Genomic DNA, 23545 nt, shown 5'->3' with positions numbered 1-23545 from the left:
AAAATTGTTCTTGAAAACAAAATAAACTAACCAATAAATTTTAACCATTAACTATTGACAAAAAACACAGTTGCTGAGTTAATTTGCGAGCGCATTTTCTTCAATGCTAACAAAAACTTGGACACATCTAAGGCTTGCTTGCGGGCTGTGCATAATGGGGTTAGTCAATAGAATATTATTTAATGCCTTTTCTGTTGTTATGATGGGTTTCGAAAGTTAGCTGGAATAACCTCCCTATGCACAGCACTTCCGCAATCTTCGCCAAGATGTGTTCCCCAACCCGTTTGTAATGCATTTCAGAAAATGCACTCTTCAATTGTGTAGTAATTTGAGGATGTTAATCGTGTCAGAAAGTTGAGTGAGTAATCAAATCTGTTCAGAAGCTCTGGGCAGTGGTAATAATCCAGAATCTGGCGGCAATCAGGGAAAAATTCTACTACGGAATCCCATATCCACTGACCATCCTACCTAGTCAACCACTTACCTACTCAACTACTCAACCAAAGTGCAGCCATCGGATGCACCCTAAATTGATCAGAGACAAAGCCAGGCCATAAGCTGTGGACCCGCAAAGGGCTTGTACCTGCCAGCCCAATATTTCTTCCACATGGCATTTAAAAAAAGCCCAGATTTTAGTTTTTATGCATCATCTAAGTCCAGCATACCCTTCGTGATTATAAATTTTATCACTTCATCAACTCCTTCCTGAGTCTTTAAGTTGGTAAATACGAAAGGAGAATCTCCACGCATCAGAGTTGCATCCCGCTTCATTACTTCAAGGGATGCTCCCACAAAAGGCGCCAAATCTATTTTATTGATAACCAGGAGATCACTCTTGGTGATACCAGGACCGCCCTTCCGGGGGATTTTATCTCCGGCTGCCACGTCGATTACATAAATAGTCAAGTCAGCAAGTTCCGGACTAAAAGTGGCGCTTAGATTGTCTCCTCCGCTCTCTACCAAGATGAGGTCAAGGTCCGGAAAGCGCTGGGTCAGCTTGTCTATTGCCGTAAGGTTCATGGATGCATCTTCACGAATGGCAGTATGGGGACATCCGCCGGTTTCAACACCGACAATCCGCTCGGCCGGTAATGCCTGGCTGCGAATTAGAAATTCCGCATCCTCGCGTGTATAGATGTCATTCGTCACCACGGCAATTTGGTATTTATCGCGTAATTTTTTGCAAATAATGTCAATAAGAGCAGTCTTACCTGAACCTACAGGTCCACCTATGCCTACACGTAATGGCTGTTTTGACATCATAGAGCTCAATTTCTCCTTGTTGTTTTTGGTTAATTCAACTTTCGGGGTTTTTTAGGACTGAATAAAACAATCCTTCCTGCCTGTCATTGCGAGGGTTGTAAGCCCCGAAGCAATCTCACCCGGTTGATGAAAAGTTTAATCGCCAGAGAATCTCGTAAAATTTATTCATAAATTTTACCCCAGCTTAATTTTTACGAACGAAATAGCCGCGTATGCTGAGTTTCATGTAAAGCGCTGGCAATGGCAAAGGCCGGGGCTAAAAAACCGATATGTTCATCTTGAAGAGATAAACCACTTTCAACAACCTCGGGAATGGTTTTTATGGCTTGAGAGAGTATTCTCTGGCCTGCTGTCTGGCCTAATGGTACTAATTTAATTGCAGCAGCTATTTGATTTTCTGCCCAGGACCAAAGGTAACCTACACAAGTTTCATAGATAGGGATTTCCCAGTGCACTGCTGCCAATGCAAACATTGTTGCAAAGGTTACTACAGGCTCAGTTTTCCAATCATTCGCCTGGGAAATACCCAATTCTCCGAGGACCTTGGCCATGGCAACGCCCATATGGTTATCTTCCGCCTGTAGTTCTGCAGACTCCCTGCTTGCGTGGAGGAATTCAGTCCAGTATTTGACCCGCCCAATGTCGTTTTCTTTCCAACCGCGATAGAGTCTGGCAAGTATTGGAACGTCAAGGCCGCCCAAAGAATGACGCATCAGGCCCAGTATCCAATCGCAGGTTTCGGCCTCATTTTTCAGCCAGCCTGCATGAGTAGCCCATTCCATCCCCTGGGAATAGGCATATGCGCCTACCGGCAGTGAGGGACTGCAAATCTGCAGCAAACGCAGCATAGGCAGCGTACTGATTTTGGACTCCCTTGGCCCTTGTTTGTCAGTGGTGATGGTGTCCATGCGAATGATAAGCCCCGGTTTCAGGCTCAAAAGGGGCGATGGTTGTTGATACCTCAAGGCCTAACCCCTTAACCATTTCGTCCAACACGTGATCGTGTAAATAGGCTACCTGGAGGTTGGAGATTTGCAAAGGTACATGGCGGTTGCCCAGATGATAACAGGCGCGGGCCCAAAGAAGCGAATCCTGGGTAGTGGCGATAGAGATTTTTTCCGGGGCGGCTTTAACAATAATGACCACTCCATTGTCAGTCTGGAGAAGGTCTCCATCCATTAAAATTGTACCTCGTGGGAGAAATAGACCCACCTCCTCACCACTGTCCAACCGGGCCAGCTGCCTGCTTTTTTGCCTTAGTTCGAAAGGCAGCGTGAGTTGGGCCTGAGGCTGGACATGATCTTTGTTCTGGAGAATCTTGGTAATCTTGAGCATGGTTCTGGCTTCCGGGTTTAAAATAGGAAATAACGTTGAGCCAGAGGCAAGACCTCCGCTGGCTCGCAGGTCAATAACTTGCCATCTGCCCGAACTTCATAAGTTTGCGGGTCAACATCAATTTGCGGCAAATAATTGTTGTGAATCATGTCTGTCTTATTAATTGCCCTGGTATTTTTTACAGCCTCCACTCTTTTTTTAAGGCCGATTTTTCTCTTGATATCAGATTCCAGGGCGGCTTGAGAAACAAATGTTATACTTGTTGCCGTTAGTGCTTCCCCAAAGGCCCCAAACATATAGCGGTAATGAACAGGCTGAGGAGTGGGAATAGAAGCGTTGGGGTCGCCCATAGGAGCGGCAACAATCATTCCCCCTTTTATGACCATGGCCGGCTTTACACCAAAGAAGGCAGGATGCCACAGTACAATATCAGCCAACTTCCCCTTTTCGATAGAACCAACTTCATGGCTGATGCCATGGGCAATGGCAGGATTAATTGTATATTTTGCAACGTATCTCTTGGCCCTGAAATTGTCGTTTTGCTCGCTATCTTCTGGCAGGGGACCACGCTGGACTTTCATCTTATGGGCGGTCTGCCATGTCCTGGTGATCACTTCTCCGACCCGTCCCATGGCCTGTGAATCCGAGGCGATTATGCTGAAGGCCCCAAGGTCGTGGAGGATATCTTCCGCTGCTATGGTTTCACGTCGAATACGTGATTCGGCAAAGGCAATATCTTCAGGGATACTGGCATCAAGGTGATGACAGACCATGAGCATGTCCAGATGTTCGTCTACTGTATTTATGGTATAGGGCCTGGTAGGGTTGGTAGAAGAAGGCAAAACATTGGGCTCTCCGCAGACCTTGATAATATCAGGGGCATGGCCGCCACCGGCGCCTTCGGTGTGATAGGCATGAATGGTTCTGCCTTTGAAGGCCTTTATTGTGTTTTCTACAAAACCGGATTCATTCAAGGTGTCCGTATGTATAGCTACCTGGACATCATATTCATCGGCAACCGTTAAACAATTGTCTATGGCCGCAGGCGTAGTCCCCCAATCTTCATGCAGTTTAAAGCCCATGGCCCCGGCCTCTACCTGTTCTTTTAGTGCTTGAGGCAAGCTGGCATTTCCCTTGGCCAGGAAACCGAGATTTATAGGAAGACCGTCCGCGGCTTGTAACATACGGTGGATATTCCATGGGCCAGGTGTACAGGTAGTGGCGTTGGTCCCGGCTGCAGGGCCAGTACCACCACCAATCATTGTGGTTATCCCGGACATGATGGCATCCTCTACCTGTTGAGGGCAAATGAAGTGAATATGCACATCCAGCCCACCAGCAGTAGCGATTAGTCCTTCTCCGGCAATAACTTCTGTGCCTGGGCCTATAATGATATCCACTCCTGGCTGAGTATCCGGGTTTCCTGCTTTACCAATGCCCGCGATTCGACCGTTTTTAATGCCTATGTCTGCTTTTACAATGCCCCAATAATCTAAAATCAAAGCATTGGTTATTACTGTATCCACGACTTCGTCTGAAGTACGTTGACTCTGGCCCATTCCGTCGCGGATTACTTTGCCGCCACCGAATTTTACTTCTTCGCCGTAAATTGTGTGGTCTTCCTCGACCTCAATAATAAGTTCGGTATCACCAAGCCGGACCCTGTCCCCTTTGGTGGGCCCATACATATCTGTATAGGCATGTCGATTGATTTTTGCCATAGGTATTACTCCGAAAGTTTTCCCATTACTTTTCCGTTAAATCCAAACACATTACGTGCGCCAGAATAGGCGACCAGTTCTACCTCTCGTTTTTGCCCCGGTTCGAACCTGACTGCTGTCCCAGCCGGGATATTTAAACGATAACCCAGGGCAGCTTCTCGATCAAAAGACAAAGCGGAATTGACTTCATAAAAGTGGTAATGAGAACCTACCTGTATGGGACGGTCGCCAGTGTTGGCTACTACAAGAGTAATTGTTGGGCGGTTACTATTTAACTCTATATCGCCCTTGGCGTGAAAAATTTCTCCCGGTATCATTAGATAGCTCCTTATTGGATTGGGTTGTGCACAGTTACCAGTTTAGTTCCATCCGGAAAGGTTGCTTCCACCTGAACCTCGGTAATCATCTCAGCGACCCCTTCCATGACATCTTCACGGGTAAGCAAGGTACGGCCGTATTCCATTAATTCGGCCACTGTGCGTCCTTCCCGGGCTCCTTCCATAATGGCAGCAGAAATATAGGCTACAGCCTCAGGATGGTTGAGCTTGAGTCCGCGGGCTTTACGGCGTTCTGCCAGCAAAGCGGCCGTAAAGACCAACAGTTTATCTTTTTCTCTCGGAGAAAGTTTCATTGTCCTACTCCTTTGATAATTGAATTTTTAAGTGTGCCATATACGCGGATGGCAGGCCTGGCGAGAGAATACCTTATTCCTTAATATCTCCCAGGTCTTGGCAAAAAAGAAACGGGCCCGGTATGCCTCATGGCCTAGATAGCGACAGACCACAAGTCCATTAATCACGGTCACACTAAATAGATCTTCTTTGACTTGCTCCATGAGAGCAAGGCGGATATTTTCAACAACAGCGGGATTGTCGCAAGTACAAACCAACGTTCCAACAACTGTATAGTTGGCAAGCCCCCAACGAGAAGTAACGGCTTGGCTCTGACCCTCAAAACAGCCCCGTTCCACAAGGACAGGCTTGCCTTGCTGCCATACTTCAAAATGCTGCCTGAGGACACCATCAGTAAATTTTTGACTAGAAGCAGGTAAGCCAAGACAGGTTATTTCCCAGCCCAAAAAATGTGCTCCTTCATCCAGTTCCACTCGAGTTGATATCTTGGATTTGGCGCCATTATAGATAATGGTTTCCTGGGGCAGCCACTCCAAGATTGCGTTAGAAGAAATTTTTATCACCTGATCTTGCCTGGCAAATGCGCCTGATGAGCGATAAAATTTACCTGCAGCAGGAGTGGTAATAAGTGCGTGCGTGCCTGAGCCTGCCTTTATATCTATATTTAATATGTCGCCTCCGACCACCCCTCCTGGGGGGTGGATGATATATACGTGGCAAGTATTATCTCCTGCCGGATAAAAGGGGCGTTGGACCAGTAAAGGGCCTTTGTGCTGCTTGTTGCGTAAAATGGTTTTTGCCCCTGATAAGTCAAAGAGCAAAGAAAGTTGAGCTTCCCAGCCTTGCTTTGTTTTGAGAGTAGTCATTATATTTCAGTTAGACAGTGAGGTAAGTACTTATGAGCTCATCGTTCAATTCTGCCATAGAACCATTGGCCACTATACGGCCTTTGTCCATGAGATAAAAATCGCTGGCTACCTTGCGGGTAAAGAGAAGCTTCTGCTCGACGAGCAAGACAGTAAGATTCTGTTCCTGGTTCAGACGAACAATAATATCCCCGATTTCCTGAATGATATTAGGCTGAATGCCCTCCGTGGGTTCATCCAGGATGAGTAATTTTGGGTTAATGGCCAGGGCACGGCCAATGGCTAACTGTTGCTGTTGGCCGCCAGAGAGATCTCCTCCCCTTCTGCGCAGCATCTCTTTTAAAACAGGAAACAGCTCAAATATTAATTCAGGAATTTCATGTTTTGAGCCATAACAGGCTGTAAGGCCTACGCGCAGGTTTTCTTCTACTGTTAGCTGAGGGAAAATTTCTCGGCCCTGAGGTACATAACCGATCCCGTATCGGGCGCGCATGGCTGCCGGTTGATTAGAGAGCTCGTGTCCCAGGAATTTTACACTTCCACTCTGTATGGGCAGAAGTCCCATGATGGATTTAAGCAAGGTTGTTTTGCCCACTCCATTTCTACCCATGATACAGACACAGGACCCTTCTTTTACGCTTAAATTTATATCCCAAAGGGTATGACTTCCTCCGTAATATTGATTCAGACCCCTTACCTCTAACATATTTATTCTCCCAGATATACTTCAATCACTTTAGGATTGTTTTGTACTTCATCCATACTACCTTCGGCTAATACGCTGCCTTCATGTAAAACCGTTACACGTTCGGCAATGGAACGGACAAATTCCATGTCATGTTCCACTACTACGACTGTATGTTTTCCAGCCAAAGAGTTTAATAATGTTATGGAATTCTCTATCTCTTGAGGGGTCATACCTGCAACTGGTTCATCTAAGAGCAGCAGTTTTGGTTCCTGCACCAGAAGCATTCCTATCTCTAGCCACTGCTTTTGGCCGTGTGACAAAAGTCCGGCCTGCTCGTTTATTTTGTCAGATAAGCAGATAATATCCAAAACTTCCTCAATGCGATCTCGTTGTTCGCTGGTAAGCTTTGCGAATAAACTGTGCCAGACATCCTTCTTGGAATTCAGGGCAAGCTCTAAATTCTCAAATAAAGTGTGATTTTCAAAAACAGTCGGTTTTTGGAATTTACGCCCTATACCTACCTGAGAGATTTCATGTTCAGAGAGCTTAGTCAGTTCTATGTCGTTGCCAAAAAAGACACTCCCTTTATCCGGTTTTGTTTTGCCTGTAATAATGTCCAATAAAGTTGTTTTACCAGCTCCGTTAGGCCCGATTATACAATGTAGTATTCCTTCATTTATATAAAGCGTCAGGTTGTTCAGGGCCTTAAATCCATCGAAACTGACAGTAATATCTTCTACATGCAGAAGATTACGGCGGCTGGCATGTATCTCTTTTGGACTCTGAGTGGTTGACTCTGGAGCCAGAGAGGACATTTTTATTTTCCTCCGTTTTTGATTTTTTTGTTAAACAGGTTTGTTATTCCCACTACACCTTTGGGAAGGAACAGAGTCGTGGCAATAAATATGGCCCCTAGAAAATAAAGCCAGAGGTCAGGATAAGCCACGGTAAACCAGCTTTTGGCCCCATTTACCAAGCCAGCCCCCAACAAAGCGCCTACCAGAGTTCCTCGTCCTCCAACTGCAACCCAGATGGCCATTTCAATAGAATTGGCCGGCTGCATTTCGCTCGGGTTTATTATGCCTACCTGTGGGACATAAAGTGCCCCGGCAATGCCACAGAGGATGGCTGATAATGTCCAGACAAAGAGTTTATAGTGAAGCGGATTATAACCCGAGAACATGACTCTGCTTTCGGCATCGCGTATAGCAGTCAGTACCCGGCCCAGTTTTGAATTAACAATATATCGACACAGAATATAACTTAATAAAAGCACTATGGCAGTGGTGATGTATAGCCCCAGTTTAGTACTTGGTTCATGTAGCGAGAAACCAAGGATGTGTTTAAAGTCAGTAAGCCCGTTGTTCCCTCCAAAACCGGTTTCATTTCTAAAAAACAGAAGCATAAGAGCATACGTCATGGCCTGGGTGATGATGGAAAAGTAAACACCTTTAATACGGGAACGAAAGGCAAAGAAACCGAATATAAAGGCGAATAACCCTGGGATAAGGACAATCATCAATAGGGTAAACCAAAAGTGGTCAAAACCATACCAGTACCAGGGCAATTCTTTCCAGTCCAAGAACACCATGAAGTCTGGCAGTTCACTGCGATAAACTCCTTCACCAGCCATGACACGCATTAGATGCATACCCATGGCATATCCGCCCAAGGCGAAAAAGACGCCGTGACCTAGACTCAGGATTCCGGTATACCCCCAGATTAAGTCCATGGCTAAGGCAACCAACGCATAGCAGAGGAATTTGCCAAGCAATGGAATCAGATATTCCGGGATATGCAGAACTGAGTCTTCTGGTACGACTACATTGAGTATGGGTATCACAATGACCACGATAAAGGCCAGTAACAGGGTGAGTACCCATGCACGCTTGGATTGTATTTCTAATATATCTTTTAACATTTTTTATCCGTCCGCTAAACGTCCTTTAAGGGCAAATATTCCTTGTGGCCGTTTCTGGATAAAGAGTATAATGAAAACTAAGACAAAAATTTTGCCTAATACAGCTCCAGTAAACGGCTCTAAAAATTTGTTGATTATTCCGAGTCCAAATGCCCCAAAAATTGTGCCGGCAATTTTGCCCACGCCTCCCAAGACAACAACCATAAATGAATCCACTATGTAAGATTGGCCTAACTCAGGTCCGACATTACCTATTTGGGACAAGGCTAAACCGCCCAGTCCGGCTATTCCAGAGCCCAGACCAAAGGTCCACATGTCTATCCGGGAAGTAAGTATGCCCATGGCAGAAGCGGTTGACCGGCTTTGAGTGACTGCTCTGACCATCAAACCCAAAGGGGTGCGGTTTAAAAGCAGCCAGACCAGGAATACAACGAACACTGCGAAGAGGATGATAGAAATTCTATTGTTTGTAAGCAGCAGTCCCTGGGTGATTTGAAATCCTCCCGAAAGCCAGGAGGGGTTGGATACTTCAACATTCTGTGCACCGAAGATGAGTCGAACCGTCTGGATGAGCATGAGACTTATTCCCCAGGTGGCGAGCAGGGTCTCTAAAGGTCTACCATAAAGGTGTCTGATGATAGTTCTTTCCAGAATCATTCCCACTACGGCCGGAACAATAAAGGCAACAGGTATGGAAGCTATGATATACCATTCGAATAGTCCCGGCAGAAAGTTTTTAAAGAGCTCCTGAATGACGTAGGTTGAGTATGCGCCCAGCATAAGCATTTCGCCGTGGGCCATATTGATAACACCCATCAGCCCGAAAGTTATGGCTAATCCCAGTGCCGCAAGTAAAAGGACACTGCCAAGGCTTAAACCATAGAAGAGATTGCGGATAGTGCTGATTAAAAGCATATGCCGTTCAATGGTTTTGATGGCCTTGGAGGCAGCCTTTCGCACCTCTGCATCAGGTTCGATAAAGTTTCCTGTACTGTCTTTGGCGAGCACCCCTTTGAGCAAGGGAATAAATTTCAGGTTGCCCGATTCTGCAATGGTTTTGATGGCCTGGAGACGCTGATCTTTTCGCGGACTGTCGATTTGAGTTAAAGCTAATGCCAAAGCAAGAGCTTCACGAATTTCGTCATTGGTTTCTTTTTCAAGGGCAGTCTGAATTTCTTTGCTTGCGTCCTCACGAGGATTTTTTGCCAGCTGTTTGGCAGCTAAAAGTCGTACCTCAGGATCGCTGGATCTGAGCTTTAGTCTGGCCAGAACCGTTTTTATAACTCGCCGTACTCTATTGTTGATAATAGGAGTATAAAGATCGTCTATTGCACCGGTATAAGTTTCGCCGGTTAAGGCCTCTTTGGCAGATGTACCGTCATCATTTATTATGTATATGCGCCCATTGGCATCGGCACGTAATTTTCTTTCTTGTAATGCTTCAAGAGCAGGGATTGCCGCAGGATCACCTATTTGCCCCAGCTTCTTGACTGACTTAATAATTTTTTTACGACTCTTTGCCCCAAGTCCTGCCAATGCCTGAGAAAGTTCCATATTGGTAGAGGGAGCGGCATTGACGTTGACGGCAAAGAGCTGAAGCAACAGTCCTATAAGGATGATAACTATGGTAGTATTTTTATAGTACTTCATGGCTTTTAGTTTAACCTGTCCCCTTTGGTGTGAAGGGGACAGGTCTCGTTTACTCCCTGATTTTATTTGTATTTTGGCTTTTCACAGTTGCCGCACACCCAGGGGTAAGTCCAATCAGCTACCTTCTTGGCGCTGTCCGGGATATAACGGCTCCAGGGTTCAGCACGAATTGGTCCAGGTGTCTGCCAAACTATGTCAAACTGTCCATCTTCCCTGATTTCGCCAATAAAGACAGGCTTGTGCAAGTGATGGTTTTTGGGATCCATCCTGATTTCGTATCCGGAGGGAGCTTTGAATTTCTGGTAACCCATGGCCTGACGGACCGCATCTACGTCAGTAGTTCCGGCCTGGCGCACGGCCTGAGCCCACATGTTGATACCAATGTAAGTGGCTTCCATTGGGTCATTGGTTACCCGCTTGTCTCCACCGGGGAGATTGTGTTTTTTTACATAAGCCTTCCATTTCTTGATGAACTCTTTGTTTTCTTTGGAATCAATGGACATGAAGTAGTTCCATGCAGCCAGATGACCGACCAGAGGTTTGGTATCAATACCACGCAATTCTTCCTCTCCAACTGAAAAAGCTATTACAGGAATATCTTCGGCCTTGATTCCCTGGTTGGCCAATTCTTTGTAGAAAGGTACGTTAGAGTCACCATTGATGGTGGAGATTACAGCTGTTGGTTTGGCAGCAGCAAACTTTTTAATTTTAGCAACGATAGTCTGATAGTCGCTGTGTCCAAAAGGAGTGTACATCTCCAGAATATCTTCATCGCTTATGCCTTTAGAATGCAGGAAAGCCCGCAAGATTTTGTTAGTGGTGCGAGGATACACATAGTCAGTACCTAAAAGAACAAATCTTTTTGCCCCACCGCCATCTTCACTCATAAGATATTCAACAGCCGGAATAGCCTGCTGATTTGGAGCGGCACCTGTGTAAAAGACATTATAGGAACATTCCTCACCTTCGTACTGAACTGGGTAGAAAAGGAGACCATTCAGCTCTTCAAACACTGGCAAAACAGATTTTCTAGACACAGATGTCCAACAGCCAAAGACAACGGCTACTTTGTGTTTCTCTAGCAGCTCTCTTGCTTTTTCTGCAAAAAGAGGCCAGTTTGAAGCGGGATCGACCACGATGGGTTCAATCTTCTTGCCAAGCAACCCACCGTTCTGGTTGATTTCCTCAATGGCCATTAGTGCCACATCTTTTAAAGATGTTTCACTAATGGCCATAGTTCCAGACAATGAATGCAGTATTCCTACCTTAATAGTGTCCTCTTTTGCGTGGGCCATTTTGGGCACTCCCCACACAATCGAGACAGCTAAAATTGTACACAAACAAAAAAGCCACAGCTTTTGTCTCATTATTTTTTCTCCTTAAAAAAGTTGAAGTTTGTTTAACCCCTGACCTCTAACCACTAGCCATAAATACAAAAGTAAAAGCGCAAAACATTGGGCATGTGCGCACATTTTGCCCAGGCCTGGTTTTTAAGTGGAGACTCCAAGCTCAGCGCTTAAAAACTAAACATACTCAATCAATATGTGTGCCAGCTATTCTGGCAGGCGACTATAGAGGTTAACTATATGTAATGATTGATTTTATGTTAAAATGAAAGGCGGGGGTGATTTGACATAATTGTAAAGCAAATAGAGTGGTTTTGACAAACTTGTTAATCCAGGAGTATCTTTTTTTTATTAAACATTTTAACAGGTTAGGTTGTGTGCGATTTTTAGTCCACATCCAATAGAGCTTGAAGTTAAAGTTGCAAAATTGTAAAAAATAAAGTTTTGCACAGGCGATAGTCGCTTCTCGTATAAAGAAATAATATTGGCAGATTGTGGCAAGTTGATAACTATAAGAAATATCAATAATTATACAAGATTGTAATTAATTACAAAAATGTGAAAAAAAACGTTTCTAGCTAATCATTTCTTATCAAAAATTTACAATAAGGTTTTTTGGCTAGGAGGCTTCAGGCTTAAGGGGTAAGCGTAGCTAATGGTGGCAATGTTACCCTTGGAGAAATGACGTTTATAATTGATTGTTGGTTTTGTTTCGGTGATCAGTAAAAAATGTTTCATTAGGCATAAGAAGAGCTAAAATTAAAATAGCGACAGAGAGTAATAGGCCTGCAGCGCAAGATTCTATAACGAGAATCTCAAGAATGATTGTAAAACCTTTCTTATAAAAATAAAAACGACCTATGCTAGCTAATGTATCCGTACATCGAACAAGGACTGAAAATGAGCAGACTAAAACACAAAGGGCGCTGGAAAGAGACATTATCCGGTAATGTGTTGGCTTTGGGTATCGTCAGTTTTTTTACGGATATAGCCAGCGAGATGATCCAACCGTTTTTGCCAGTCTTTTTTGCCGGACTGATGCCAGCTACAACAGCGGTTATCTATATAGGCCTCATGGACGGCCTTGCCGAAAGTGCTTCCAGCCTGCTGAAAATTTATTCGGGGAGGTTGAGTGATGCACTTGGAAAGCGCAAGTCCCTGGCTCTGCTGGGGTATAGCATTTCCAGCTTAGCCAGACCGTTAGTGGCCTGGGCTGGTACAGGCTGGCATGTTGTTGCGTTGCGGTTCATTGAACGGGCCGGCAAGGGAATCCGCACCTCTCCACGCGATGCGTTGATCAGCGATTCGGTCGATATGGATGTTCGTGGGTTTGCATTTAGTTTCCATAGACTGATGGATCACGGTGGAGCTGTGACCGGTTCCCTCGCTGCAGCTCTTTTTCTCTATATGGTTTTGGGTACTTCTTTACTCTGGCAGAAAGGTGGCGGGGCCACAACCGGGAAGGAAATGCAAGCCCTGCGCAGCTTGTTTGCTTTCGCCCTGGTCCCAGGTCTTGGGGCTACGTTGATCTTATGGCGGTGGGTCCGGGAGGCGCCTCGTCATAGGGTATCAGACGATCGTAAAGCTCAATCTACCCAACATGCTAAGTCGAGGGTCTTGCCTCCAAAATTTTTCGTATTCCTTGTTTCCATGACATTGTTTACTTTAGGTAATAGTTCTGATCTCTTCTTGGTATTCTATGCTCAAACCAAGTTCGGTCTTGGGCTCGGATATGTTATCGCTCTTTGGGCGTCGTTACACCTTTCAAAAATAGCGTTCAGTCTTCCCGGAGGACACCTTTCCGATAGGAAGGGACGTCGGCCAGCAATCATTTGCGGCTGGATGATATACATCCTTGTATACCTTGCCATGCCTTTTGCCCGGTCTTTATGGGTGGTCTGGGTTTTGATCCTTGTTTACGGAGCTTATTATGGTATGACAGAAGGTGCGGAACGGGCATTGGTGGCGGACTTTGTGCCCGTGGTCCAGCGAGGGAAAGCATACGGCCTGTATCATGGTGCTGTTGGCTTGGCTGCCTTGCCGGCAAGTGTGCTGTTCGGGTTACTTTGGGCCAAGTGTGGTCCCACGGTGGCTTTTTTTACCGGTGCCGCGCTTGCGGCGCTTGCGACTTTGCTTTTGGCGGGATTGGTTTCTACCGGAAAAGAGGGTTCAAAGGAATCGAGACACGGCTGAACCTAGGCTGATATGTTCCCTGCCCTCATTTTTTCTTCATAAAAGCTGTATTGTCTTCCAGATATGGAAAGAACAATATTAAGATAAACCTACCGTACGGATACATCAAAGTCCCAAAGATTGGTCACGACAAAGTGATAGCATTGATTTTTAAAAGATGTTAACTTTGTGGGGAAATAAACAGTTCCAAATACGCAACATACGCATTTTTTTGGCTCTTCTGAGCCTGGTTTTAGGAATTGATGTGCTTTTAGATACTTGTTCAGGGAAAAAATAACTGGTGTGAAGTTTTTTATGGAACGGTGTATGGTGAGAAAGATAAATAAATTTTGGAGTCTCATGTGAGACTTATGAAACCAATTAATTTATTTTATGTGACAGCAGGACACGGACACAAGATTGCTGCCCGCGCCATCATGGCAGCCCTGGACAAGCGGAAAGTTCCCACCGTGATTTTTGATCTCCTTTCTTTTTCTAATAGGCTGTGCAAATACTTTTGCAGCAACATCTATGACTTTATCAGCAAACATCTCCATACGGCCTGTAAGATCACATATAAGATTACTGATCGCAATAGAGAATTCAGCAGGGTTGTTCAATGCATTGATGCAATCAGTTTGAAAAATTTTGAAAAGATTATTCCTTACCTGAAGGATAACAGACCGGAAATCAGTATTTGTACACATTTTTTTCCAGCTACCATGTTGGTTCTGTTGAAAGAACGAGGTTTGTACACAGGAAAAATCTACGTCATAGTTACAGATTATGGTTTACATAGGATGTGGTATAATAAAAAAGTAGATAAGTATTTTGTAGCCAACATGGAAGTTAGGGATGGATTGCTTGAACTAGGTGCGTCTGAAGAACAAGTTATCATATCTGGCATCCCGGTGTTTAAAAAATTTCAAGAACATAAAGAAAAAGAAGAGATATTAAAAAAAATTGGCATTAACAATTCAAAGTTTACCCTGCTTGTGGTGGGTAGCGCTATTTCTGATAAACAAGTGGTTCAATTACTGGAAGGGATTTATCAAACAGATATGGAATTAAATGTTTTATTGGTGGCCGGCCGGAACAAAGGTCTGTTAAAGAAATTGGAGTCATTTAGTTCTAATTCTTGGGTTACCCTGAAAAAATATGGTTATATAGATAATATAGATGAGATGATGGCCATTGCTGACCTTATGCTGACAAAACCAGGCGGACTTACTGTAAGTGAGGCCCTGGCAGTAGGGGTGCCTTTGCTTATGTTTAATCCCATTCCCTATCAGGAAACGAATAATGCTGCCTATATTACTGCAAAAGAAGCCGGGGTGTTGGCTACGTCTATAAAGAACGCGATTCAACTAATTAAGAAATATTATGCATCGCCAACTCACCTGGAAAAGATGAGAGAAAATGCACGTAAAATTTCCAAGCCTAAAGCAGCCGAGGTAATTGTCAATACCGTACTGGAAGACAATAAGGGCTGACATATCTAGATTCTAGGGGCATCCTACAATAAAAAACTATATAGCTGCACGTTGGGTGTAGAGAGCGCCGGATGCTTGGACTCCTAGGTAATATTAAAGAGCAACAAGGAGCGAATTAGTGCAACAAATAATTAATTCTTTTTTTGCTTTAATAGGCCATTACAGCCTCTTGGCCTATATTGTAATTTTTGCCGTGGCTTTTTTGGAGTCGTTCGCCTTTATAGGGCTGCTAATTCCCGGAACTGTATTTGCCGCATCAGTAGGTATTCTTGCAGCTCATGGTGTACTTGAAATTTATTTCGTAATCATTGCCGGTTCTTTGGGGGCGATTTTGGCCGACTTAGCGAGCTTTTACCTGGCCAGGCTTTATGGAGAAAAACTCATCTTAAAAAAGATTTGTTTGAAGTACCAGCCATATGTCGATCAGGGTTATCGCTTTTTTGAAAACCATGGAGGGATGAGTGTTTTCTGGGGTCGATTTATTGGCTTAATCCGTCCGGTAATCCCTTTTATAGCCGGTCTGCTGAAAATGGAGCCTGGTAAATTTTGTGTCTATGCAGTTTTTAGCGGTATTTTATGGGGAGTAATTTATTTTGGGGCCGGCTATCTTTTCGGGGCAAGCTGGAAGTTGGTTGAGGCCTGGCTTGGCAGGGTGGGGCTCATTTTAGTGGCATTGGCAGTCCTCGGTTATTTGGGAAAACAGTTTTGGAAACGGATAAAACATGATTAAATCAATTTTATCATTAGAAAGTGTCAAGTGTAGAGTGCATTCGCTGTTAGTTCTAACCTTTCCAATTGTTCGAGGCTGGGAAGCTGGGAAGATAGGAAATCAGGCGGACTTGCAGCAGACAGAAATAGTTTATAATTTTTCCTGTCCCACCCTCCTCATTTCCAGTCTAGTCTGGCGGTTATTTTGTCAAATATAGGCAAAGATGGAACTGCCCACGGGACGGCCGGTAAACTTCTCTACCACCGGACACTTCACTTTAAAGGCATAGAAAATCCCCGGCCATTCATCTTTAAGGGCCTCAAAATTTCCTTGTCCTTTACTCAGGATTAATTTTGTTTCTTTCATTCTAGCCAAAAATTCCCGGGTGCATCTTTCCAGGACAGTACCCGGGGTGTCCACGCCAGAAGAGATAACCTCACATAGTTCAGTCATACCTACAAAACGGGCATCGTCCATGGTGGCATCATTTATAATCGGCTTTTCTCTGACCACATAGGTTATCTGCATCCCTAATTTTTTTAACTGTCTCACCAGTAAGGTATCCAGTCCAATCTCTCCTGAGTTGTCGCCCAGAATCATTATATTTTTGTGCTGGTCAATCATTTTTAGAAAGAGAGAGTAAGCTGATGCGGCCCAGGAAGTTTCATCTTCTTTATGGATGGCTTCTTCCCAGTCAAAGTTATGGGCAATGCCGGCGTCAATATAATTGCCAATAATGGAGATATTCAGGCTTGCGCGCAAAGGGTCTGGTGCACTGTCCACCATTTTTTGCAGTTCAGGTAGCAGTTCCATTACGCGTGCGTTGGCCTCGCGTTTTATCCGGGCAAATGGGTCAGTTGTTTTGGCGGTTGACGAGAGCTGTGCATAAATCTGACCGGCAAGGGCCGGAGGAGAGAGGGTGAGGTCCAGGTTCGGAACGTTCTGGCAAAATTGTTGAACGACCTCTAGGTGCAAAGCAGAATCATCAGGTTTAGCCTGCCTGACCGCATTTATAATTTGTCTTAAGAAGCAGGGTAGACAATCCAGATATGTTTGCATGGTCTTCTCCCGGCTCAGAATAGTTTTCTGAACTGTGCGTTTACTAGTGTTGCTCAACTTTCAGGATTGTTTCCTGGTGCTGCTAACAAAGACTTGGACACATCATGTTAGTTAATCAATAACTTTTAGGTACAAATAAAATTGCTAAAGCAAAAAATCCAGATAATTGGTTTTGTTTATCACTGTAAAGTGGCTTTCCGGATAATTTTTAAGCCACGAGCCAGGTGTCTTTACCTTTTGTTGAGAGTATTTGCACTCATAGGCAAAAATACCGTCTTCCCTTTGTTCAATCAAATCAATCTCCTGTCCATTGTAAGTGCGCCAGAAGTAAAAAGAAACAGGCATGGTTCTCTCAAAGGTAAGTTTTTTTATCCGCTCCATCACAATAAAATTTTCCCAGAGGCTTCCTGTGTCGTTGCGTAAGTCCAGTGGATTGTATTGACTTATAACCCCGTTTCTAATGCCATTGTCCACAAAGAAATATTTTGCTTTGGTTGTGATTTCTTTTCTTAAATTTTTGCTAAAGCCAGGTATTTTTTTGATCACAAATGATTTTTCAAGCAGATCGAGATATCTGCCCACTGTTTTGACATCTACCTTTAGTTGCACTGCCAGCTCGTTGAGAGAAACCAGATTGCTCACTTGAAAAGCAAGAAGTTTTAAAAGGTCAGCTAAAGTTTTGGAAGATTTTATTTTATTAAGGGCCAGGATGTCTTTGAGCAAATATGAGTGAACCAATTCTTCCAGGATTTCTATTTTTTGTTGCCTGGTTTTTGCTGTTACTACTTCTGGATATGTGCCAAAAATAAGAAAATCATGCAGCTTTTCTTTTAATTCGTATCTGGTGTAGATGGAATTAAGTTCTTTTTGCGATAAAGGATAGAGGATTAAAGTCCTTTTTCTGCCTGTTAAAGGCTCTCCAACCTGGCCGGCAAGCTCAAAAGAAGATGAGCCTATGGCAACTACGTAAAGGGAAGGGACTTGATCTACCAGTATCTTTAACCCCATACTAATATTTGGAATGTACTGGGCTTCATCAAGGGCAATTAAGTCGTAACCCTCTGCGTATTCTAAAATAGCGTTGAAATCATGTGAACTGAAAAGTTGCTGGATTTTGATATTATCCCCAAAATCCAGTTTGTACCTCAGGGAAGTTTTTTGCAGGAAAAGTTTAAGCAGGGTTGTTTTGCCGACTCGCCGCGGGCCGTAGATGATCAGGGCCTTACCTTGCTGAATCAGCTCTTCTGGTTTGTAAATGCGTTCAAAAATCATAATCATTGCGCTTAGCCTTAATCCATAAATTTGTCAAAAAATTTGGATTTGCACTCCAAATTTTCCTTATCTCTGGCCTGGAAGGAGACAGGGGACGACATTTTTGTCGAGCAGTTCGACATTTATGGTGAGTCTGTTTAAACTTATCTATTTTAAAAAGTAAATTATTTTAGATGGTTATAGAGGTATGATTTCTGGCACGCTGCTTGCCTTATACTAATCAAACAATAAAAAAACAGGAGGTAATGTTATGAAAAAAACAGCTTTAATTGTCAGTGTATGTCTGGTGGTTGCCCTGATCTTCGGACCGATGGCCGCATCATCTTTTGCCCGAGGAGGCGGCAAAGGTGGAGGACGCGGTGGCGGAGGAGGTTATGGTGGAAATTGTATCTCCGGAACCTATCAGGGACAGTCGTCGACCTACAGCCAATCTTATTCAGGGCAGCAGACAAGGCAGAGACTTCGCAAGCGTTACTATAACCAGCAGAATCAACAACAGATGAGGCAGAAATTCCGCAATCGTTACAACCAGCAGCAAATAGAGAATTCCGGAAGTGTAGCTACGGAACAGACAGTAGAACAGCCAGAAGTAACCCAATAAATTAACTGGAGCGGTCCCGCGCTGGCGGGACCCAACCTGCTCAACAACTCAACAACTTAACTACTTAACTACTAAACCAAATAGATGGAGGGAAATAAAATGACTAGAAAACAATTGCTGATTATGGCCATGTTGCTGGCCTTGGTTCTTCCTGCGAATCTTATGGCTAAAGGCCAGGGAAGAGGGCAGGGACAGGTCACTCAAAACGCTCCCGTACCGCTTTGCCCCGGTTGGCATGCAACTCAACAGGTCATTACCATCAGTGGAGAAGTGACAAGTTTTACACCGCCTGTAGCTGTTTTGAAGACGCAAGAAGGCGAAGTTTCACTTCGACTTGGACCGATTTGGTTCTGGCAACAGAAAGGATATGTTTTAAAGCCAGGAGAAAAAGTCGATGTGCAGGGATATAAGTTCAACAATTTGCTTATTCCGGTGAAAATTAAGACAGCGCAACAAGAGATAGTTCTACGCGACCAATATGGCTTCCCAGTTTGGCGTGGAGGCCGCGGGGCAAGAGGCGGATGTTGCTGGGGCAATGCTCAGGGAAATGCCAGCAGACAGTTTGGCCCGGGTCACATGGGCTATGGTCGTGGGAAAGGCATGGGACCATCCGGGTGGCAGCAACAACAATAAAAACATGGGACGGTTTGAAGCCGTCCCTTTTTTTTAACGGACAAAGGGCTCGGCTTGACACCGTGGCTTGAGAAGCAGGGAAGATGTGGGAGATAGGGAGTTGAGAAGATGCGAAGATAGTGAATAAGGGGTTAATAAATTTAGAAAACACTTTACCTACGAGCTACTTAGGAGGACGTTATGAATATGCGTCGAATTACATCGTTGACGGCATTTATTTCTTTTTTTCTGATATTGTTAACCAGTATTGTTCTGTATATTGTCCCACATGGTAGGGTGGCCTACTGGAGTGATTGGCGGCTTTGGGGTTTAAGTAAAGAAGACTGGGCTAACCTGCACATAAACTTGGGTTTTTTGTTTTTGATTTCTCTTTGTCTTCATATTTATTATAATTGGAAACCCATTATTACATATCTTAAAAATAAGGCTTCCAGGATAACCATTTTTAATGCCAACTTTACCATAGCTTTTTTGCTGACTATTGTCGTTAGCCTGGGTACATATTTTATGGTTCCGCCCTTCTCTACAATTATAAATATCAGTGAATCCATAAAAGAGGCTGCGGCCAGAAAGTATGGGCAGCCACCTTATGGCCATGCTGAATTGTCATCAGTAAAGATGTTGTGTCAGAGAACAGGGCTTGACTTGCAGCAATGCCTTAAAAATTTAAAAGAAAAAAATATTGTGTTGCAAAGTCCAGACCAGACTATTCTGGAAATTGCCCGCAAAAATGGCCTGACCCCTAAAGATGTATACCTCGCTATGAAAGGGGATGTTGACGGGCAAGAGTTTCACAGCATGCCTAGTATTCCACCATCTGGCCTGGGGCGCAAGAGCTTGGGTGAGTTGTGTAAAGAATACAAGCTAGATCTGGAACAGGTGTTAAGACTACTCAAAGAAAATGGCTATGTTGGAGTAAATAAGGACTTAACATTAAAAGACTTGGCCAATAAAAATAGAGTTAATCCGATGGATATTTACATGGTTATACGGCAGGCCGAAGCAAGTAACCGGTAGATATGGCGGGAAGTACTTTGCCCCGGATATCGTAGATGCCCTCCTGAAATGTGATAAAGAATTTATGAAAGAAACCAGGACTAAAAAAATCATGGAAAGTTGATCTACGGTCAAGGTTTGGTCACAGACTCTTAAGAGAGTACATAAGCAACATAAATCAGGTTATTTAAGGAAAGGATTTTAGTATGGATTTTTTTGCAATCAGTCATAAGGGATCCTATCGCAAAAGGAATGAGGATCGTTTTTTGGCCAAGAAAATATCAAACGGTTCCCTTTTGCTGGCCGTTGCCGACGGTATGGGAGGGGAAGCCGGAGGCGAACTGGCCGCACAGATCGTTGTTGATACTTTAGCCCAATACAACCCAAATGCAGGTCAGCCCGAGGGAGAGCTTAGCAGGCTTATAGAGCGAGCCGGAGATATCATTTTGCAAGAGATAGAGAAGAAACCGGAATTCAAGGGGATGGGCACTACTGCAGTAGCAGCCCTGATTCTTGGCATGACCGTCCACTGGATTAATGTTGGTGATAGCAGGCTTTATCTTTTTCGGGATGGGATACTGACTCAAATAAGCAAAGACCACAGTTTTTTGCAGTCCTTTTTGGACCAGGGGGAAATGACCCTGGAGGAGGTTAGAAGCCATCCCTTGCGTAATGTTCTGGATCAATGTGTTGGCTGTCCCGATTGTAATCCGGACAAGAATAGTTTTCACTTAAAACATGGAGATATTCTGCTTTTGAGCAGTGACGGGTTACACAAATATGTTTCCAGTGGGCAGATAACAGAAGTGCTTAAGTCTCAGTCCTCTTTGGAGGACAAGGCGCGGGCGTTGCTTGAACTAGCTCTGGCTACTGGCGGCAGAGATAATATAACCATTGTCCTTGCCACGGTCTAAAGGACTTCGGCTGAAGCTTTTTTTAAAATAAAATATATTCAGGATAAGCATATGGGTAGTGAGTGCAGACAACCCCTTCTTGAAGAAGGGACTATTCTCAATGGAAAATGGGAGGTTCTGGGGCATATTGCCACAGGAGGGAAGGGCGAGGTTTATCTTGCACGACAAAAAAATCTTGACCGAGATGTAGCGGTAAAGATTACATCTCCGGAATTTTTGACTTCTCTGGAAGACGAGGAGGAAGCAGCAACCGAGATTGAAAGGTTTAGACGGGAAGTTCAGATCATGGCCCGGATACGTCACCCCAACGTCCTTCAGGTTTTTGATTTTGATCGTGTCAGAATGGACGGACAGGAGCTTGATTATATAGTAATGGAATATGTTCCGGGTACGACCCTCAGACATTATATGCCTGAAGAAGGATTTGGGGAGGATGAGGATGAAATTCGTGCATGGATACGCAAGTACTTCATACCGATTTTGAATGGAGTCGAAACCATTCACAAAATGGGTATTGTCCACCGGGATCTCAAACCTGAAAATATCCTGCTGGACGGCGATATCCCCAAAATAGCTGATTTTGGTCTGGCAGGGGGGCGTTTTTTAAAGCCCGTGACCCGCAGTCACCATATATTGGGGACCCTTTTTTATATGTCTAACGAGCAGTTCATGGAATTGTCGCTTACTGATTTTCGAGCCGATGTTTATGCCCTGGGTAAAATCCTCTATGAAGCTGTAGCTGGCAAGATGAATAAGGAGACCAGCTTTATATTTAAGACAGCCCGTCTGCCTAATCCATCAACCCCTTTTCTGAAGCGGTTAGACAGAATCATTCAGCAAGCAACGGCAAAAGAGAGGGATAAAAGGACCCCTTCGGTTCAGGCATTAAGACAGGCCCTTGAGAAACTCATTGGCCATGTTGCAGACGCTTCCACCCGGCATGAGTACAAACGATGGGATACCAACCTCCCTGTTGGATGGATAGTCCTGGTCTTTGTCCTGATTATTTTGCTGGGGGGAGGTATTTGGTATCATTTTTCGACTTCATCAAAATTACAGTCTTTTGATCCGTTTGAACCTGGGCAGCAATCGCAAGATGTAAGCCAAGACGAAGTCCAGCCATCTCTCGCCTTTTCAAATGGCCGTTTCCCAAAAATTATTTCAGGGAAGGATGGTGCTGTCTTGCGTCTTGTTGAAGGAGGCGAAATTACCGTCGAGCATGGGCCAGAAGCTGGTAAAGTTGTTGAGATTCCTCCTTTTTATATGGATGAAACAGAGGTTACTAACCATCAATATATTGAGTTCTTAAATAAGAACCTCAATGACATTGTCGTACAAGGCCAAGTAGTCAAAGGAGAGGGCAATATATGGCTTCTCTTGGGCGAAGTCGTGCAGGGGTATGAACCTATAATTTATCGTGACGGGCGTTTCTTCCTGAATGATCCCTCCTTGGCTTCTCATCCTGTAGTTCGGGTCACTGCTTACGGAGCCAAAAAATTTGCTGAATATTACGGTAGAAGCATACCAACCATGCCTCAATGGCGACTGGCCGCCAGGGCTAGTACGGAGTTGTCGACTCCAGAGGAGCAGCCCTCTTCTCAAGGAGATCAGGTACAGCACATGCATACTGACCTGGCCAATCAAGTTGCTTTTCCCGCTCCCCAGCAAAGGATAAATCTTTTGCCTGTAGGTTCGTTCCCTGCAAATAGATACGGTATCAAAGGATTAAACGGGAATGTTAAGGAATGGGTTTCGATTGACTATGGCAAGGAGAAAGGATTGAAGTTTTTTTTGATGAGTGGCCAGGACAAGGAGCGAGAGGATAGACCTATTAAATCCCAAACCGTTGTTCGTCAGCCTTGGGAAGCCTTTGATGATGCTGGATTCAGGACTGTGGCCAACATCAAAAAATAAACTCAACTTTCTGACATGATTAACACCCTAAAATTACTATACAAGTGAAGAGTGCATTTTCTGAAATGCATTACAAACGGGTTGGGTAACACATCTTGGCGAAGATTGCGGAAGTGCTGTGCATAGGGAGGTTATTCCAGCTAACTTTCGAAACCCATCATAACAACAGAAAAGGCATTAAATAATATTCTATTGACTAACCCCATTATGCACAGCCCGCAAGCAAGCCTTAGATGTGTCCAAGTTTTTGTTAGCATTGAAGAAAATGCGCTCGCAAATTAACTCAGCAACTGTGTTTTTTGTCAATAGTTAATGGTTAAAATTTATTGGTTAGTTTATTTTGTTTTCAAGAACAATTTT

At 44.2% G+C, this 23545-nt stretch carries 22 protein-coding genes; 8 read left to right on the top strand and 14 right to left on the bottom strand.

Annotated elements, in window-relative coordinates; genetic code table 11:
* Window positions 1–639: 639 nt before the first annotated feature.
* From ureG to urtA, 12 genes are all read right to left on the bottom strand, one after another.
* Window positions 640–1263: an urease accessory protein UreG gene (ureG, locus tag KFV02_RS10315; protein WP_252381475.1), complete on the bottom strand. Its 624-nt coding sequence runs from the start codon at window positions 1261–1263 to the stop codon at window positions 640–642.
* A gap of 191 nt (window positions 1264–1454) precedes the next feature.
* A complete protein-coding gene (locus KFV02_RS10310; RefSeq protein ID WP_252381474.1) occupies window positions 1455–2171 on the bottom strand; it encodes an urease accessory protein UreF in 717 nt (238 codons plus the stop codon).
* Window positions 2152–2598, bottom strand: a complete 447-nt coding sequence (gene ureE / locus KFV02_RS10305; protein ID WP_252381473.1) for an urease accessory protein UreE — start codon at window positions 2596–2598, stop codon at window positions 2152–2154. The genes KFV02_RS10310 and ureE overlap by 20 nt, the downstream gene beginning before the upstream one ends.
* A gap of 17 nt (window positions 2599–2615) precedes the next feature.
* A complete protein-coding gene (gene ureC / locus KFV02_RS10300) occupies window positions 2616–4319 on the bottom strand; it encodes an urease subunit alpha (RefSeq protein ID WP_252381472.1) in 1704 nt (567 codons plus the stop codon).
* Between the two features lie 5 nt (window positions 4320–4324).
* Window positions 4325–4636, bottom strand: coding sequence for an urease subunit beta (locus KFV02_RS10295; RefSeq protein ID WP_252381471.1), 312 nt, complete (start codon window positions 4634–4636; stop codon window positions 4325–4327).
* An 11-nt stretch (window positions 4637–4647) separates the two neighbouring features.
* The gene (gene ureA, locus KFV02_RS10290; RefSeq protein ID WP_252381470.1) at window positions 4648–4950 is read right to left on the bottom strand and encodes an urease subunit gamma; all 303 of its coding nucleotides are present in this window, start codon (window positions 4948–4950) and stop codon (window positions 4648–4650) included.
* Between the two features lie 27 nt (window positions 4951–4977).
* On the bottom strand, window positions 4978–5817 hold the full coding sequence (locus tag KFV02_RS10285) for an urease accessory protein UreD (protein ID WP_252381469.1): 840 nt from the start codon (window positions 5815–5817) through the stop codon (window positions 4978–4980).
* A gap of 10 nt (window positions 5818–5827) precedes the next feature.
* Window positions 5828–6523, bottom strand: coding sequence for an urea ABC transporter ATP-binding subunit UrtE (gene urtE, locus KFV02_RS10280; protein WP_252381468.1), 696 nt, complete (start codon window positions 6521–6523; stop codon window positions 5828–5830).
* A gap of 2 nt (window positions 6524–6525) precedes the next feature.
* On the bottom strand, window positions 6526–7320 hold the full coding sequence (gene urtD, locus KFV02_RS10275; RefSeq protein ID WP_252381467.1) for an urea ABC transporter ATP-binding protein UrtD: 795 nt from the start codon (window positions 7318–7320) through the stop codon (window positions 6526–6528).
* A gap of 2 nt (window positions 7321–7322) precedes the next feature.
* The gene (urtC, locus tag KFV02_RS10270) at window positions 7323–8426 is read right to left on the bottom strand and encodes an urea ABC transporter permease subunit UrtC (protein WP_252381466.1); all 1104 of its coding nucleotides are present in this window, start codon (window positions 8424–8426) and stop codon (window positions 7323–7325) included.
* A gap of 3 nt (window positions 8427–8429) precedes the next feature.
* Complete coding sequence (gene urtB, locus KFV02_RS10265) at window positions 8430–10076, bottom strand: urea ABC transporter permease subunit UrtB (RefSeq protein ID WP_252381465.1); 1647 nt, start codon at window positions 10074–10076, stop codon at window positions 8430–8432.
* A gap of 62 nt (window positions 10077–10138) precedes the next feature.
* Window positions 10139–11443 carry an urea ABC transporter substrate-binding protein gene (urtA, locus tag KFV02_RS10260; RefSeq protein ID WP_252381464.1) on the bottom strand — a complete coding sequence of 435 codons (1305 nt, stop codon included), beginning with the start codon at window positions 11441–11443 and terminating at the stop codon, window positions 10139–10141.
* An 879-nt stretch (window positions 11444–12322) separates the two neighbouring features.
* Between urtA and KFV02_RS10255 the strand changes: the two genes are divergently transcribed.
* The 3 genes from KFV02_RS10255 (at window position 12323) to KFV02_RS10245 (ending at window position 15817) form a co-directional block, all read left to right on the top strand.
* Complete coding sequence (locus KFV02_RS10255; RefSeq protein ID WP_252381463.1) at window positions 12323–13615, top strand: MFS transporter; 1293 nt, start codon at window positions 12323–12325, stop codon at window positions 13613–13615.
* 350 nt (window positions 13616–13965) lie between these two features.
* Window positions 13966–15087, top strand: a complete 1122-nt coding sequence (locus KFV02_RS10250; protein ID WP_252381462.1) for an MGDG synthase family glycosyltransferase — start codon at window positions 13966–13968, stop codon at window positions 15085–15087.
* 118 nt (window positions 15088–15205) lie between these two features.
* Window positions 15206–15817 (top strand): DedA family protein, encoded by a 612-nt coding sequence (locus KFV02_RS10245; protein WP_252381461.1) that lies wholly within the window; start codon window positions 15206–15208, stop codon window positions 15815–15817.
* Between the two features lie 186 nt (window positions 15818–16003).
* On the opposite strand, the gene KFV02_RS10240 is transcribed toward KFV02_RS10245, so the two are convergent.
* Both KFV02_RS10240 and KFV02_RS10235 read right to left on the bottom strand, forming a co-directional pair.
* Window positions 16004–16855 (bottom strand): damage-control phosphatase ARMT1 family protein, encoded by an 852-nt coding sequence (locus tag KFV02_RS10240; RefSeq protein WP_252381460.1) that lies wholly within the window; start codon window positions 16853–16855, stop codon window positions 16004–16006.
* A 144-nt stretch (window positions 16856–16999) separates the two neighbouring features.
* Window positions 17000–18127, bottom strand: a complete 1128-nt coding sequence (locus tag KFV02_RS10235) for an ATP-binding protein (RefSeq protein WP_252381459.1) — start codon at window positions 18125–18127, stop codon at window positions 17000–17002.
* Window positions 18128–18377: 250 nt separating this feature from the next.
* Here KFV02_RS10235 and KFV02_RS10230 point away from each other — a divergent pair, with 250 nt between their 5' ends.
* The 5 genes from KFV02_RS10230 (at window position 18378) to KFV02_RS10210 (ending at window position 23185) form a co-directional block, all read left to right on the top strand.
* On the top strand, window positions 18378–18728 hold the full coding sequence (locus KFV02_RS10230; protein WP_252381458.1) for a hypothetical protein: 351 nt from the start codon (window positions 18378–18380) through the stop codon (window positions 18726–18728).
* 99 nt (window positions 18729–18827) lie between these two features.
* The gene (locus KFV02_RS10225) at window positions 18828–19361 is read left to right on the top strand and encodes a MamS/MamX family magnetosome protein (protein ID WP_252381457.1); all 534 of its coding nucleotides are present in this window, start codon (window positions 18828–18830) and stop codon (window positions 19359–19361) included.
* A gap of 180 nt (window positions 19362–19541) precedes the next feature.
* A complete protein-coding gene (locus KFV02_RS10220) occupies window positions 19542–20378 on the top strand; it encodes a DUF4405 domain-containing protein (RefSeq protein ID WP_252381456.1) in 837 nt (278 codons plus the stop codon).
* 185 nt (window positions 20379–20563) lie between these two features.
* Window positions 20564–21271 carry a PP2C family protein-serine/threonine phosphatase gene (locus tag KFV02_RS10215; protein ID WP_252381455.1) on the top strand — a complete coding sequence of 236 codons (708 nt, stop codon included), beginning with the start codon at window positions 20564–20566 and terminating at the stop codon, window positions 21269–21271.
* A gap of 51 nt (window positions 21272–21322) precedes the next feature.
* On the top strand, window positions 21323–23185 hold the full coding sequence (locus KFV02_RS10210) for a bifunctional serine/threonine-protein kinase/formylglycine-generating enzyme family protein (protein WP_252381454.1): 1863 nt from the start codon (window positions 21323–21325) through the stop codon (window positions 23183–23185).
* The last annotated feature ends 360 nt before the right edge of the window (window positions 23186–23545 follow it).

It is taken from the genome of Desulfovulcanus ferrireducens (assembly GCF_018704065.1).
Classification (GTDB): Bacteria; Desulfobacterota; Desulfovibrionia; order Desulfovibrionales; family Desulfonatronovibrionaceae; genus Desulfovulcanus; species Desulfovulcanus ferrireducens.
The sequence above is the reverse complement of the archived record's forward strand: the minus strand, read 5'-3'. Positions and strand labels throughout refer to the sequence as shown.

What these genes read in the sequence shown, in the direction of transcription:
- ureG (WP_252381475.1), bottom strand. Translation starts at nt 1,263, where the DNA reads ATGATGTCAAAACAGCCATTACGTGTAGGCATAGGTGGACCTGTAGGT.
- KFV02_RS10310 (WP_252381474.1), bottom strand. Translation starts at nt 2,171, where the DNA reads ATGGACACCATCACCACTGACAAACAAGGGCCAAGGGAGTCCAAAATC.
- ureE (WP_252381473.1), bottom strand. Translation starts at nt 2,598, where the DNA reads ATGCTCAAGATTACCAAGATTCTCCAGAACAAAGATCATGTCCAGCCT.
- ureC (WP_252381472.1), bottom strand. Translation starts at nt 4,319, where the DNA reads ATGGCAAAAATCAATCGACATGCCTATACAGATATGTATGGGCCCACC.
- KFV02_RS10295 (WP_252381471.1), bottom strand. Translation starts at nt 4,636, where the DNA reads ATGATACCGGGAGAAATTTTTCACGCCAAGGGCGATATAGAGTTAAAT.
- ureA (WP_252381470.1), bottom strand. Translation starts at nt 4,950, where the DNA reads ATGAAACTTTCTCCGAGAGAAAAAGATAAACTGTTGGTCTTTACGGCC.
- KFV02_RS10285 (WP_252381469.1), bottom strand. Translation starts at nt 5,817, where the DNA reads ATGACTACTCTCAAAACAAAGCAAGGCTGGGAAGCTCAACTTTCTTTG.
- urtE (WP_252381468.1), bottom strand. Translation starts at nt 6,523, where the DNA reads ATGTTAGAGGTAAGGGGTCTGAATCAATATTACGGAGGAAGTCATACC.
- urtD (WP_252381467.1), bottom strand. Translation starts at nt 7,320, where the DNA reads ATGTCCTCTCTGGCTCCAGAGTCAACCACTCAGAGTCCAAAAGAGATA.
- urtC (WP_252381466.1), bottom strand. Translation starts at nt 8,426, where the DNA reads ATGTTAAAAGATATATTAGAAATACAATCCAAGCGTGCATGGGTACTC.
- urtB (WP_252381465.1), bottom strand. Translation starts at nt 10,076, where the DNA reads ATGAAGTACTATAAAAATACTACCATAGTTATCATCCTTATAGGACTG.
- urtA (WP_252381464.1), bottom strand. Translation starts at nt 11,443, where the DNA reads ATGAGACAAAAGCTGTGGCTTTTTTGTTTGTGTACAATTTTAGCTGTC.
- KFV02_RS10255 (WP_252381463.1), top strand. Translation starts at nt 12,323, where the DNA reads ATGAGCAGACTAAAACACAAAGGGCGCTGGAAAGAGACATTATCCGGT.
- KFV02_RS10250 (WP_252381462.1), top strand. Translation starts at nt 13,966, where the DNA reads ATGAAACCAATTAATTTATTTTATGTGACAGCAGGACACGGACACAAG.
- KFV02_RS10240 (WP_252381460.1), bottom strand. Translation starts at nt 16,855, where the DNA reads ATGCAAACATATCTGGATTGTCTACCCTGCTTCTTAAGACAAATTATA.
- KFV02_RS10235 (WP_252381459.1), bottom strand. Translation starts at nt 18,127, where the DNA reads ATGATTTTTGAACGCATTTACAAACCAGAAGAGCTGATTCAGCAAGGT.
- KFV02_RS10230 (WP_252381458.1), top strand. Translation starts at nt 18,378, where the DNA reads ATGAAAAAAACAGCTTTAATTGTCAGTGTATGTCTGGTGGTTGCCCTG.
- KFV02_RS10225 (WP_252381457.1), top strand. Translation starts at nt 18,828, where the DNA reads ATGACTAGAAAACAATTGCTGATTATGGCCATGTTGCTGGCCTTGGTT.
- KFV02_RS10220 (WP_252381456.1), top strand. Translation starts at nt 19,542, where the DNA reads ATGAATATGCGTCGAATTACATCGTTGACGGCATTTATTTCTTTTTTT.
- KFV02_RS10215 (WP_252381455.1), top strand. Translation starts at nt 20,564, where the DNA reads ATGGATTTTTTTGCAATCAGTCATAAGGGATCCTATCGCAAAAGGAAT.
- KFV02_RS10210 (WP_252381454.1), top strand. Translation starts at nt 21,323, where the DNA reads ATGGGTAGTGAGTGCAGACAACCCCTTCTTGAAGAAGGGACTATTCTC.